The following is a 13,106-nucleotide window of genomic DNA, read 5'->3' as shown; positions in this document are numbered from 1 at the left end:
TGCAGGTGTCATTCACCGTACGGAGAGTACCTGCCTTGGATTGGCCTACCCTGCTGACCCGCGAACGTCTTGGCAAGCCCCTGCACAGCCCCGAAGAACTAGGCCGCAGCCCTTTTCACAAAGACCATGACCGCATTATTTTTTCCGGCGCTTTCCGTCGCCTGGGCCGCAAGACCCAAGTGCATCCGGTGTCGAGCAATGACCATATCCACACGCGCCTGACTCACTCGCTGGAAGTCAGCTGTGTGGGCCGCTCCCTTGGCATGCGCGTCGGTGAAACGTTGCGCGGCGCCCTGCCCGACTGGTGCGATCCCAGCGATTTGGGCATGGTGGTGCAATCGGCCTGCCTGGCCCATGACATCGGTAATCCACCCTTCGGTCACTCCGGCGAAGACGCCATTCGCCACTGGTTCCAGCAGGCCGCCGGGCGCGGCTGGCTGGATGACATGAGCAACGCCGAGCGCAATGACTTCCTCAACTTTGAAGGCAACGCCCAGGGTTTCCGCGTATTGACCCAGCTTGAATATCATCAATTCGACGGCGGCACGCGGCTGACCTATGCCACCTTGGGCACTTACCTCAAGTACCCCTGGACTGCCCGCCACGCGGACTCGCTGGGCTACAAGAAACACAAGTTCGGCTGCTACCAGAGCGAGTTGCCGATTCTGGAACAGATCGCCCATAAACTCGGCCTGCCTCAACTGGAGGAGCAACGCTGGGCCCGCCACCCCTTGGTGTACTTGATGGAGGCCGCCGACGACATCTGCTATGCGCTGATTGACCTGGAAGATGGCCTGGAGATGGACTTGCTGGAGTACGCCGAAGTCGAGTCACTGCTGCTCGACCTGGTGGGTGATGACCTGCCGCAGACGTATCGGCAATTGGGCCCGCAGGATTCCCGTCGGCGCAAGCTGGCGATCCTGCGCGGCAAGGCCATCGAGCACCTGACCAACGCAGCGGCGCGCGCATTCGTCGAACAACAGGACGCCCTGCTTGCCGGCACCCTGCCTGGCGACCTGGTTGAGCATATGCACGGTCCGGCGAAGCGTTGCGTACTGGATGCCAAGGACATGGCGCGCAAGAAAATCTTCCAGGACAAACGCAAGACCCTGCATGAAATCGGCGCCTACACCACCCTGGAAATTCTGCTGAACGCTTTTTGCGGTGCAGCGTTGGAGCAACACGGCGGGCGTACGCCGTCGTTCAAGCACCGGCGCATTCTCGACTTGCTGGGCAACAGCGCGCCGGACCCTGCCTGGCCATTGCACGCCTCGTTCCTGCGCATGATCGATTTCATCGCCGGCATGACTGACAGCTATGCCACCGAGATGGCGCGAGAGATGACCGGGCGCTCCAGCCCTCAATAACGACTCGATCGACTCGCTCTGTTGCCTGAAACGAATCGCCCTACGATGGGAACAGAGCGGCCTGATCGAATTCGTACATATTCCCGAGGAATAATCACGCACGCCATCGCAGACAAGACGAGCAGTTCCTACGCTCCCATCGACGCTTGACTCACTGTGTACTCTCTATGCCCAACTACCCCCTTCGTATTCTTTTGGTGGAGGATCACCCTTTTCAACTCCTCGCCACCCAATGCTTGCTTAGAAGCTTCGGCTTCCACCAGCTCACCCCCGTCGAAAATGCCGAACAGGCCATACGCACCATGACCCAGTCTGAATTCCCCTTCGACTTGATGTTATGCGACCAATGCCTGCCCGACCTGCCCGGCCTTGAGTTGGTAGAAATCGCCAGCCGTGGTCAGTTTATTACCCGAGCGATTCTATTGAGCGGGCTACCAACGACGGAATTACTCAAACTGACCGCACAAGCTGCGCAGCGTAATCTGCCACTTCTAGGTTGTTTATCAAAACCGTTAAATAAAGATGAACTTGAGCGCTTAATGAGTTTAACTCAGCCATTATAAGTGTAGGATTTTATACCTTAGTAATTGCGAAAAACAACGAGAGAGCTGTCGCAAAATACCCGTGACCGTTAGCTACGCCAACCGCCCTGAAAACACACACACTTAGTGTCACAATTACCTAGCAACTCGTAGGCCTATGCCTTTCTTTGTGTAGGAAACTTCCTGTTTTGCGCTTGTCGCCCCCACGCTTCATGCTGCTGGCTCTTCTTCTGAGCTAATGTGAACGCTTTATTTGCACCTGCATGGAATGTGATTATGAACACCGTTTTTATTATCGACGACCACCCCGTTATACGGCTCGCCATCAGAATGTTACTGGAACATGAAGGTTACAAAGTCGTTGGAGAAACGGATAACGGGTGCGACGCCATACAAATGGTCCGCGAATGCCTGCCAGACTTGGTAATTCTGGACATCAGCATTCCGAAACTTGACGGCCTCGAAGTTCTCTGCCGCTTCAACGCCATGAACACTTCGATGAAAACCCTGGTACTTACTGCCCAATGCCCGACGCTGTTTGCCACGCGCTGCATGCGTTCGGGCGCGGACGGTTACGTCTGCAAGGAAGGCGACCTGAGTGAACTACTGAGTGCTATCCGCGCCGTACTATCCGGGTACAACTACTTCCCCAGCCAGGCATTGAATGCAAATGGAACGGAAGGCATGGACACGCAGGAGCTGGACTTGTTCAGGGCTGTTAACGACCGAGAACTCATGGTCTTGCAACTTTTCGCACAAGGCCGCACCAACAAAGAAATAGCCAAGGGCATGTTCCTGAGTAATAAAACCGTCAGCACGTATAAAAAGCGACTAATGCAAAAACTAAAAGCCCAGTCTTTAGTCGAGCTCATCGAGATGGCAAAACGAAACGCGCTAGTGTGAGAAAACGGATGCCCAGCCGTATCAAGGACTATTTGATCATATTGAGTGCCGGTTTGTACTTCAGCACTACCGTGCTTGCGGACGACTCCACCGACCCGCAACACTTCACTTTATTGAGCCGCGCCGGAATCGTTCAACTGAACACTCAACTGGACAGGACCCAGCGCCAGTGGCTGCAATACAAGCGCGAACTGGTGCTGGGTACTGCCGCGCCTGACTACCCGCCGTTCGACCTCACCTCCAGTGGTCGCGATTACGAAGGCCTTACCGCAGATTATGCAGGCCTGCTGGCCAAGGCACTGGCCATACCGGTGAAGGTCCTGCGCTACCCTACCCGGGTGGCCGCCATTCAAGCCCTCGAAGCCGGCGACATCGATTTGCTGGGCTCCTCCAACGGCTTTGAGGCCGCGAACCCCAATCTCACATTGTCGGCACCTTACGCCGTGGACCAGCCAGTACTGGTCACTCGCGAGGGGGAAACCCGCAGCCTCAGCGATGGCCTTGAAGGGCTGCGCTTGAGCCTCGTCTATCATTACCTGCCGTTCGATGAAGTGGAAAAGCTGTACCCCAAGGCGGATATCCGCACCTATCCCTCTTATCAAAATGCCCTGAATGCAGTGGCGTTTGACCAGGCGGATGTATTTCTTGGCGATACGATTTCCACCCACTTCATGATTAACAAGGGCTACCTCAAAAACGTTCGCATGGCCAACTTCGGCAAGCATGAAGCCTATGGCTTCAGCTTTGCCCTGCGCCACGACAACCTCGTTCTCCTGAGCATTGTCGACACGGTGCTGGCGGCTGTGCCCATCAATGAGCGGGATAGCATCGCCAAGCGTTGGAGCGCCGGTAGCGATATCTTGCTGACCGACGAGAAGCTGCAACTGACCCCGCGCGAAGAACGCTGGTTGAAGGCGCACCCGGTGGTAACGGTCATCGTGAATGAAACCTTTGCCCCGCTCACCTTCTTCGATGCGGAGGGCAACTTTCGCGGCATCACCGCCGACCTTCTTGAACTCATTCGCTTGCGCACCGGCTTGCGTTTTGCGGTGCAGCGCGGACGTAAAGTCGACGATATGATCGAGCAGGTCGCCACGCAGAAAGTCGATATGATCGGGGCGATCGTGCCGAGTAACCAACGGGAGGCGCAGCTGAACTTCAGCCGTCCCTACCTGGAAAACTCATACGTGCTATTGACCCGCAAAGAACCCGGAGCACCGCTGAACCTGGAGCAGATGGCGGGCAAGCGCCTGGCGGTGACCCTGGGCACTCCGCTGGCCGAAATCCTGCGCAAAGACTTTCCGCAGATTCAACTGGTGGAAACCGGCGATACCTTCAGGGCCTCCGAGTTGCTTGCACAAGGGCAAGTGGATGGCGCTGTGAACACACTGTTGATCGCTAACTATTTCCTGTCCTCGAAGGTTTTCCGGGACAAGCTGCAGATCACCACGAGTATTGGCACCACGCCGGCGACGTTCGCCCTGGCCACCTCTCGCCATGCCACCGAGTTGGGCTCGATCCTCGATAAAGCGCTGCTCAGTATCGCCCCGGATGAAATGGGGGTGATCAACAGTCGCTGGCGTGGCTACACAGTCGAATCCGATAGCTACTGGCGCAATTACAACCAACTGATTGCCAAAATCGTCATCGGTACCGGTTTGCTGCTCCTGATTTCCCTGACCTGGAATGCCTACATGCGGCGCCAGATCAGGCAACGAAAAATGGCCGAGCGCGCGCTCAACGATCAGTTCGAATTCATGCGCGCGCTGGTCAACGAAACACCGCACCCCATCTATGTACGCGACCGTAATGGCTTGCTGCAAACCTGCAACGACAGTTATCTGCAGGCCTTCGACGTCAAGCGAGAGGATGTGATCGGCAAAAGCGTGACCCAGATGAGCATGGCCCTGGCGCCCGAAGCAGCGCAGTACCATGCCGACTACCTGCGGGTGGTGGCTGAAGGCAATCCATTGATCCTGGACCGCACCCTGCATATCGAGGAGAGGAAGCTGACGATCTACCACTGGATCCTGCCCTACCGCGATTCCACTGGCGAAGTCCAGGGCATCATCGGCGGCTGGATCGACATCAGTGAACGGCGTCAGTTGTTCGATGAACTGCGCGCCGCCAAAGAGCGCGCCGACGAGGCCAACCGCGCCAAAAGCACGTTCCTTGCCACCATGAGCCACGAGATCCGCACCCCCATGAACGCCGTGATCGGCATGCTCGAACTGACGCTCAAGCGGGCCGACCAAGGGCATCTCGACCGTCCGGCGATAGAAGTGGCCTACAACTCGGCCAAGGATCTACTGGAACTGATAGGCGACATTCTCGACATCGCGCGCATTGAGTCCGGCCGTCTCAGCCTGGCGCCGGAACGCGTCAATCTGCGCGAGGTGATCGAGTCCGTGGTACGCGTGTTTGACGGTCTTGCGCGCCAGAAAACCCTCAGCCTGCTACTGGAGTTCAAGCCCGACCTGAACGACATCGAAGTCCTCATAGACCCGCTGCGCTTCAAGCAAGTGCTGTCCAATCTTGTGAGCAACGCCATCAAGTTCACCGAACACGGCCAGGTGAAAATCAAGGTGGAGGTGCAACCGAGCCAGACCCAGGAACAGGTCGACGTGAAGCTGGTCGTGGAAGACACCGGTATCGGCATCAGCAGGGACGACCAACTGCGCCTGTTCGAGCCGTTCGCCCAGGCCGACAATTCCGGGCACCTGGCCAGAAGCGGTGCCGGCCTGGGCCTGGTGATCTGCCGCAGCCTTTGCGCGATGATGGGCGGCCAGCTGAGCCTGAGCAGCGTGCCCATGGTCGGCACCCAGGTGCACGTCAACCTGAAAATGCCGCGCCTGCATCCGATTACCCCCCAGGGTGAGCACGCGCCTGCGAAGCCGGTCTCTACCCCGGTGCTCAATGTGCTGGTAGTAGACGACCATCCGGCGAACCGCCTGCTGATGTGCCAGCAACTGGGCTACCTGGGCCATCAATTCACCGCCGCCGAGCATGGTGCCGCCGGGTTCCAGGCCTGGCGCCAGGAACAGTTCGACCTGGTGATCGCCGACTGCAACATGCCCATCATGAATGGCTACGAGTTGAGCCGTTCCATCCGTGAGTACGAGCAACGCGAACAGTTGGCGCACTGCGTGGTACTGGGGTTTACCGCCAATGCACAACCGGAGGAAAGACAACGCTGCATGGAAGCGGGCATGGATGACTGCCTGTTCAAACCTATCAGCCTCACCGTGCTGGAACGGCAGTTGGCACAGATCATCCCCCAACCCACGAGCCCGCAGCTGGACCTGGGATGCCTGGACGCGCTGACCGGAGGGGATTCGCAATTGAGTCGACGCCTGCTCGAAGAACTGCTGACCAGCAGCGTTGATGATCGTCAGGCACTCATTGCGCTGCTGGATCGCAAGGCTTCATCCACCGACATCATCGAACAGGCCCACAAGATCAAGGGGGCCGCACGCATCGTCCAAGCCAATGCCTTGGCCGGGCAGTGCGAAATACTGGAGCAGGCCTGCTCGCGCAACGATGATCGGCGAGTGATCGAGACGGGGGTCAAATCCCTGGAAAAGCTCATGCTCGAGCTGGAACGGGCACTGCAGGTTCAACTGCATGACCTGGACGGCCAATAGGAGGCAGGGGGTTCGCCCTAATGCCAGTCAGTTAAGGGCGAACACTGTACCTGTGGCGAGGGAGCTTGCTCCCGCTGGGCCGCGAAGCGGCCCCAAAGATGGGACTGCTGCGCAGTCCAGCGGGAGCAAGCTCCCTCGCCACAGGTTACTTTTTACCCTTTCTACTTCTTAACTCACTGGCATTAGGGCTTGCCCCCCGCCTCGCTCGCTCAGCAATCGGTCAAGCGCAGGAAAATAGCCGCGAGTTGTTCGATACCCGCCTGGTCCTGAGGCGTAAAACGCGCCAGCGACGGGCTGTCGAGGTCAAGGACGCCAATCAATTGGCCGTTCTTGACCAGCGGCACCACCAACTCACTGTTCGAGGCGCTGTCACAGGCAATGTGCCCTGCAAACGCATGCACGTCTTCCACTCGCTGGGTTTGCCGGGACGCCGCGGCGGCACCACACACGCCACGACCAAAAGGGATGCGCACGCAAGCGATCTGGCCCTGGAAGGGGCCAAGAACCAGCTCATCATTGCGATTGAGGTAGAAACCCGCCCAGTTCAGGTCGTCCAACTGATTGAACAGGAACGCGGAAAACTGCGCGCTGTTGGCGATGAAATCCCGCTCATCCGCCAGCAGCGACTCCAGTTGCGCGCAGAGCAGCGCATAGCCCTCGAGGCCGGTGCCGGCCTGTTGTAAATCGATCATGGTTGACGCTCCAGCAATTTGAGACCCACCCAGTAACGAGCGAACTGATAGGCGCAGCGGCCATTGCGGTTACCGCGCCCGGTCGCCCAGCGCACGGCGAGAATGTCGAGTTGTTCATCACGCTGCCACTGCAGGCCGGTCTTGCCAGCCAATTCGCCGATCCAGTGCTCCACCACATTCAGGAAGTGCTCCTGGGTAAACGGGTAGAACGACAACCACAAGCCAAAACGGTCGGACAAGGCAATCTTGTCTTCTACCGCCTCGCTCGGGTGCAGTTCGCCATCCACGCGCTTCCAATTGTCGTTGTCGCTCTGGTTCTCCGGCACCAGGTGACGACGATTGGAGGTGGCATACAGCAACACGTTTTCCGGCGCCTGCTCCAGGGAGCCATCCAGCACGCTCTTGAGCACGCGATAGTCACCTTCCCCGGCATCGAACGACAGGTCATCGCAGAACAGGATGAAACGCTGCGGCAGCTTGAGCAGTTGCTCGACCACGCGCGGCAGGTCGGCCAGGTGGTCACGCTCGATTTCGATCAAGCGCAGGCCGGCCTCGGCGTGCTGGGCGAGCAAGGCGCGTACCATGGATGATTTCCCGGTGCCACGCGAACCCCATAGCAGCGCATGGTTGGCAGGTAAGCCGTCGAGAAACTGTTGGGTGTTACGCGCCAGCTGTTCACGCTGCTTGTCGACGCCGATCAGGTCCGACAGGCGCATGTCCAGGCTGACTTCCAGCGGCAACAGGAAGCCTGTACGGCCTTCGCGCTGCCAGCGGGCGGCCAGGCATTGGTTCCAGTCGATGACTTGGCGCGGCGCGGGCAACAGGGGCTCCAGGCGCGCCAGCACGGCGTCAGCCCGTTCAAGAAAGGCATTCAATCGAGAATCCACATCTATTCCTCTGGCAAGTTCTTGTAAAAGATGGCGTATTGGCAACCCTGTGGCAGACCGCACAAGGCTGCGTCAAGAAAATCGATTTATGCCGGGCAAGTCAGCGCTGGTGGGATGTTCAGCTATGCTTGCCGGGCGAAGGGAAACGTGAAGTGGTTCAACACTCGATGGATATCAAGTTCGCCCACCGCTTGTCTTATAAACAAGCCAGATTGACTGTGCTGGTCGGTTTCGTCTTGGGAACCTTGCTCAGTTTTATCCAAATCGGCATTGATTATGCCAGTGAAGACGCATCCATCAACCGTGAAATACGTTCGCTGATCGAAATCAGCCATAACCCTGCCTCGCGTATCGCCTACAACATCGATGCCGAACTTGCCCAGGAACTGACCCTGGGCCTGCTGCACTCCCCTGCCATCGCCCACGCACAGCTGGTCGACAACAACGGCATGGTGCTGGCCGACGTCGAGCGGCCGCGCAAGGAAAGCCATTATCGGCCTGTCAGCGATTTTCTGTTCGGTGCCAACCGCCAATTCGAAGACCGCCTGTACCTCAGCCATATGCCCAACGAATCCCTGGGTGTGCTGCGCCTTGATGTCGATACCTACGCGTTTGGCAGCCGTTTCCTGCGCCGCGCCGAGGTCACGTTGCTCAATGGTTTTGTGCGCAGCCTGCTGCTGACCGGGATCTTGCTGGGCTTGTTCTACGTCATGCTCACCCAGCCGCTGGTGCGCATTATTCGCGCGCTGAGCACGCGCAAACAGGCGCGACTGGACTGCCCGCCAGGGCATGAGCACGACGAAATCGGCGTGCTGGTCAACGTTGCCAACCAGCAATTCGAAAACATGGAAACCGAGATCCAGCAGCGTCGCCATGCCGAAGATCGTCTTACCGAATACCTGGGCCAACTGGAAGACATTGTTTCTGCGCGCACCCTTGAGCTCAAGACCAGCAACCAACGCTTGAGCCAGATCAATGATGAGCTGGAAGCAGCGCGGATGACCGCCCTGGGCATGGCCCAGGCGCGGGCGGCGTTCCTGGCCAATATGAGCCATGAAATCCGCACCCCGCTCAATGGCCTGCTGGGCATGATTGCCCTGTCGCTGGATAGCCCGCTCAACGCCGAGCAGCGCCAGCAACTGTCTATTGCCCATGACTCCGGCAAGGTGCTGGTGGAATTGCTCAACGATATCCTCGACCTGTCCAAGTTCGACGCGGGTCAACTGGAGCTTGAGCGCATCCCGTTCGACCTCGGCTCGCTGGTGGAAGACACCGCCAACCTGTTGTCGCAAAACGCCGCGCCCAGCGTGGAACTGACCTGCCTGATCGACCCGCTGTTTGCTGCCCAAGTCATTGGTGACCCGACGCGGGTACGGCAAATCGTCAGTAACCTGCTGTCCAATGCCTTGAAGTTCACCCGCTTTGGCCGCGTGGATGTACGCCTGAGCCACCACGGCGACGGAGTGCGCATTGAAGTTTGTGATACCGGTATCGGGATTGCCCAGGATGCGCAGGTCAAGATTTTCCAGCCGTTCACCCAGGCCGGCGCTGGTATTACGCGCCAATTCGGCGGCACCGGCCTGGGGCTCGCATTGACCCATAACCTCTGCGAAGCCATGCAGGGCCGCTTGAGCATCAGTTCGGAAGTCGGCTTCGGCAGCCAGTTCTGCGCCGACCTGCCGTTGCCCACCCACCTGCCGGCGGCAGCCCGAGTGCCATTGGCGGGGGATGTGATCGTCATCACCCACCACAGCAGCGGCCTGGGGGAGTTGCTCACGACCCTGCTGCCCCATTGGGGGTTGGCGCCGCGTTGCTACTCCATGGAGGACGACCTGAGCGGACAGTATCCCGACCTGTTGATCACGGACTGCCCGGAGTGCCTGTTCCGCCTGAGGCCAGGCATCAGCGCGCCGATTCTGGTGGTGACTGCCTATGGCAACTTCATGCCCAGCGAAGAAGTCGCGGCCCTGGCGCCGCTGCAGCAACAAGCCCGCCCGCTGAGCCGTAACGCGCTGTACCAAATCCTGCAGCGTAATTTGCGCAGCGACACGCAGCCGATTCTGGACCCGGTCCAAATCGACGCCGCGCCCCTCAGCCACCGTGCGCGCATCCTGCTGGTGGAGGACAACCCGGTCAACCAACTGGTGGCCAAGGGCATGCTCGGCAAGCTCGGCTGCGAGGTCATCGTGGCCGCCCATGGTGGCGAAGCCCTCAAGTTCCTTGAGGACCAGCGTTTCGACCTAGTGTTGATGGACTGCAACATGCCGGTGATGGACGGCTACGAGGCCAGCCGGCAGATTCGCCAGAGCGGTCGCTGGCCGGACCTGCCGATTGTCGCCCTGACCGCCAACGCCCTGTCCGAAGAACGTGAGCGTTGCCGTGCCGCGGGGATGAATGATTATCTGGCCAAGCCGTTTCGCCGCGAAGAACTCAAGGCCCTGCTGGACCTGTGGGTACCTGAGACGACAAGTCTCATTTGAGCAGCGCTTCGATCTCTTGACTCAGGTCCTGGGGCTTGGTGGTCGGGGCGAAACGCTTGACCTCTTTGCCGTCACGCCCGATGAGGAATTTGGTGAAGTTCCACTTGATGTTCTTCGAGCCCAGCAGCCCTGGCGCAGCCTTTTTGAGCTGCACGAACAGCGGGTGGGCATCGCTGCCATTGACGTCGATTTTCTTGAACAAGGGAAAACTGACGCCGAAGTTCAATTCGCAGAACTCGGTGATCGCGCCTTCATTGCCCGGCTCCTGCTTGCCGAACTGATTGCACGGAAAGCCCAGCACCACCAGGCCCTGGTCCTTGTATTGCTGCCAGAGCTGCTCCAGGCCCTTGTATTGCGGGGTGAAACCACACTTGCTGGCGGTGTTGACCACCAGAATGGCCTTGCCGGCGAAATCGGCCAAGGTCTTTTGCTCACCCTTGATGGTGGTGCAAGGGATGCTCAGCAAGTTGTCGCTCATGGCAGTGCCTTTGATTAAGGGAAGAAGCAGAAAGGTAGCTCGCCATTCGATAGCGTCAACCCAATTGACGGCAATGATGATGTGCAATCAACCCAGGGCCTCACGTGGGGGGAGCGAGCCCCCGCCCACATTTGACCACGCGGGTACTCGCCTAGCGCGGCACCAGGTCCAGGCACACCGAGTTGATGCAGTAGCGCAGCCCGGTCGGTGGCGGCCCGTCCGGGAATACATGCCCCAGGTGCGCGTCGCACTTGGCGCAGGTGACTTCGGTGCGGATCATGCCGTGGCTGATGTCACGGATCTCGACCATCGCGTTATCGGCAATCGGCTCGTAGAAGCTGGGCCAGCCGCAGCCCGAGTCAAACTTGGCCGTGGAATCGAACAACGGTTCATTGCAGCAAATGCAGTGGTACACGCCGTCGGTCTTGGTGGCGTTGTATTTGCCGGAGAACGGCCGCTCGGTGCCTTTGAGCCGACACACGTTGTATTGCTCCGGGTCGAGCATCGCTTTCCATTCTTCAATGGTTTTCTGCAGCTTTTCCATCGGTACACCTCGGCAACTGAAAAACCCTGATCTGTGTCTTTTCCGTGGATCAGGCGGCACGTATGATTGCGCCTCTTCAAAACGCCAGTCTGGCACCCGCGCCATCACCATTCAAACGTATTTATGGGTGCGCGGTGCGCGGGATTCACAGTACGGTAGTGCCTGTGCCGTCTGGATCGTTCATTTTCAGGATCACATCACCATGCAGGTCAGCAAATCGAACAAGCTCGCCAACGTCTGCTACGACATTCGCGGCCCGGTGCTCAAGCACGCCAAACGCCTGGAAGAGGAAGGCCATCGCATCCTCAAGCTGAACATCGGCAACCCGGCGCCCTTTGGTTTCGAAGCGCCAGACGAAATCCTCCAGGACGTGATCCGCAACCTGCCCACGGCCCAAGGCTACAGCGACTCCAAGGGCCTGTTCAGCGCGCGCAAGGCGGTGATGCAGTATTACCAGCAAAAACAGGTCGAAGGTGTCGGGATTGAAGACATCTACCTGGGCAATGGCGTGTCCGAGCTGATAGTGATGTCGCTGCAGGCCTTGCTCAACAACGGCGACGAAGTGCTGGTGCCGGCGCCGGATTATCCGTTGTGGACCGCCGCCGTGACCCTGGCCGGTGGCCACCCGGTGCACTACCTGTGCGACGAAGGGGCCGACTGGTTCCCGGACCTGGCCGATATCAAGGCCAAGATCACCCCGAACACCAAGGCCCTGGTGATCATCAACCCGAACAACCCCACCGGTGCCGTGTACTCCAGGGAAGTGCTGCTGGGCATGCTCGAACTGGCGCGCCAACACAACCTTGTGGTGTTCTCCGACGAGATCTACGACAAGATCCTCTACGATGACGCCGTCCATGTGTGCACCGCCTCCCTGGCGCCAGACCTGCTGTGCCTGACCTTCAACGGCCTGTCCAAGTCCTACCGCGTGGCGGGGTTCCGCTCCGGCTGGATCGCCATTTCCGGGCCAAAGCACAACGCCCAGAGCTATATCGAGGGCATCGACATGCTGGCCAACATGCGCCTGTGCGCCAACGTGCCGAGCCAGCACGCGATCCAGACCGCCCTCGGCGGCTACCAGAGCATCAACGACCTGGTACTGCCCCAAGGTCGGCTGCTGGAGCAACGTAACCGCACCTGGGAGTTGCTCAATGCGATCCCGGGCGTCAGTTGCGTAAAGCCCATGGGTGCGTTGTACGCGTTCCCGCGGATCGATCCGAAAGTCTGCCCGATCCTCAACGACGAAAAGTTCGTGCTCGACCTGCTACTGTCGGAAAAGCTGCTGGTGGTGCAAGGCACCGCCTTCAACTGGCCGTGGCCGGATCACTTCCGCGTGGTGACGTTGCCGCGCGTGGATGAACTGGATATGGCGATCGGTCGCATCGGCAACTTCCTGAAGTCCTATCGCCAGTAACCCAAATGATGCCGTACGACCTGCATTTGGTCGTACAGCGATTATCTGGCAACACTTCTCTGGCGCGGGCGACCTCGAACGGGGTGATAGCACCGCGCCAGGCGCCCTACCCTAGCGTTAACGGGGGTGCGACACGCTTGGCGGCGAACCGGCAA

The 13,106-nt window shown here is 59.0% G+C and carries 10 protein-coding genes; 6 read left to right on the top strand and 4 right to left on the bottom strand.

What is annotated here, in order from left to right:
- Positions 1-35: 35 nt before the first annotated feature.
- The 4 genes from C4J85_RS08135 (at position 36) to C4J85_RS08120 (ending at position 6,456) form a co-directional block, all read left to right on the top strand.
- Complete coding sequence (locus C4J85_RS08135; RefSeq protein WP_124361928.1) at positions 36-1,367, top strand: deoxyguanosinetriphosphate triphosphohydrolase; 1,332 nt, start codon at positions 36-38, stop codon at positions 1,365-1,367.
- Between the two features lie 167 nt (positions 1,368-1,534).
- Positions 1,535-1,930 carry a response regulator gene (locus tag C4J85_RS08130; RefSeq protein ID WP_124366396.1) on the top strand — a complete coding sequence of 132 codons (396 nt, stop codon included), beginning with the start codon at positions 1,535-1,537 and terminating at the stop codon, positions 1,928-1,930.
- Positions 1,931-2,185: 255 nt separating this feature from the next.
- Positions 2,186-2,812: a response regulator transcription factor gene (locus C4J85_RS08125; RefSeq protein WP_124366395.1), complete on the top strand. Its 627-nt coding sequence runs from the start codon at positions 2,186-2,188 to the stop codon at positions 2,810-2,812.
- A gap of 8 nt (positions 2,813-2,820) precedes the next feature.
- Entirely contained in the window at positions 2,821-6,456 is a 3,636-nt protein-coding gene (locus C4J85_RS08120; protein ID WP_124409399.1) for a transporter substrate-binding domain-containing protein, read from the top strand.
- Positions 6,457-6,665: 209 nt separating this feature from the next.
- On the opposite strand, the gene C4J85_RS08115 is transcribed toward C4J85_RS08120, so the two are convergent.
- Positions 6,666-7,148, bottom strand: a complete 483-nt coding sequence (locus C4J85_RS08115) for a GAF domain-containing protein (protein WP_124361924.1) — start codon at positions 7,146-7,148, stop codon at positions 6,666-6,668.
- Positions 7,145-8,035 (bottom strand): ATP-binding protein, encoded by an 891-nt coding sequence (locus C4J85_RS08110; protein WP_124366393.1) that lies wholly within the window; start codon positions 8,033-8,035, stop codon positions 7,145-7,147. The genes C4J85_RS08115 and C4J85_RS08110 overlap by 4 nt, the downstream gene beginning before the upstream one ends.
- Positions 8,036-8,202: 167 nt before the next feature.
- Here C4J85_RS08110 and C4J85_RS08105 point away from each other — a divergent pair, with 167 nt between their 5' ends.
- Positions 8,203-10,515 carry a response regulator gene (locus tag C4J85_RS08105; RefSeq protein WP_124366392.1) on the top strand — a complete coding sequence of 771 codons (2,313 nt, stop codon included), beginning with the start codon at positions 8,203-8,205 and terminating at the stop codon, positions 10,513-10,515.
- On the opposite strand, the gene C4J85_RS08100 is transcribed toward C4J85_RS08105, so the two are convergent.
- Together C4J85_RS08100 and msrB are read right to left on the bottom strand one after the other, a co-directional pair.
- A complete protein-coding gene (locus C4J85_RS08100) occupies positions 10,508-10,993 on the bottom strand; it encodes a glutathione peroxidase (RefSeq protein ID WP_124409398.1) in 486 nt (161 codons plus the stop codon). The two genes, C4J85_RS08105 and C4J85_RS08100, sit on opposite strands and share 8 nt — an antisense overlap.
- A 151-nt stretch (positions 10,994-11,144) precedes the next feature.
- Positions 11,145-11,537, bottom strand: a complete 393-nt coding sequence (gene msrB, locus C4J85_RS08095) for a peptide-methionine (R)-S-oxide reductase MsrB (protein ID WP_124366390.1) — start codon at positions 11,535-11,537, stop codon at positions 11,145-11,147.
- Positions 11,538-11,739: 202 nt separating this feature from the next.
- Between msrB and C4J85_RS08090 the strand changes: the two genes are divergently transcribed.
- Entirely contained in the window at positions 11,740-12,951 is a 1,212-nt protein-coding gene (locus C4J85_RS08090; RefSeq protein ID WP_065885153.1) for a pyridoxal phosphate-dependent aminotransferase, read from the top strand.
- The last annotated feature ends 155 nt before the right edge of the window (positions 12,952-13,106 follow it).

Origin of the sequence: Pseudomonas sp. R4-34-07, assembly GCF_003852375.1 — a bacterium.
GTDB lineage: Bacteria > Pseudomonadota > Gammaproteobacteria > Pseudomonadales > Pseudomonadaceae > Aquipseudomonas.
The sequence above is the reverse complement of the archived record's forward strand: the minus strand, read 5'-3'. Positions and strand labels throughout refer to the sequence as shown.

Excerpts from the sequence above, each read along its gene's own strand:
- msrB (WP_124366390.1), bottom strand. The coding sequence starts at position 11,537 with ATGGAAAAGCTGCAGAAAACCATTGAAGAATGGAAAGCGATGCTCGAC.
- C4J85_RS08130 (WP_124366396.1), top strand. The coding sequence starts at position 1,535 with ATGCCCAACTACCCCCTTCGTATTCTTTTGGTGGAGGATCACCCTTTT.
- C4J85_RS08100 (WP_124409398.1), bottom strand. The coding sequence starts at position 10,993 with ATGAGCGACAACTTGCTGAGCATCCCTTGCACCACCATCAAGGGTGAG.
- C4J85_RS08125 (WP_124366395.1), top strand. The coding sequence starts at position 2,186 with ATGAACACCGTTTTTATTATCGACGACCACCCCGTTATACGGCTCGCC.
- C4J85_RS08115 (WP_124361924.1), bottom strand. The coding sequence starts at position 7,148 with ATGATCGATTTACAACAGGCCGGCACCGGCCTCGAGGGCTATGCGCTG.
- C4J85_RS08120 (WP_124409399.1), top strand. The coding sequence starts at position 2,821 with ATGCCCAGCCGTATCAAGGACTATTTGATCATATTGAGTGCCGGTTTG.
- C4J85_RS08090 (WP_065885153.1), top strand. The coding sequence starts at position 11,740 with ATGCAGGTCAGCAAATCGAACAAGCTCGCCAACGTCTGCTACGACATT.
- C4J85_RS08105 (WP_124366392.1), top strand. The coding sequence starts at position 8,203 with ATGGATATCAAGTTCGCCCACCGCTTGTCTTATAAACAAGCCAGATTG.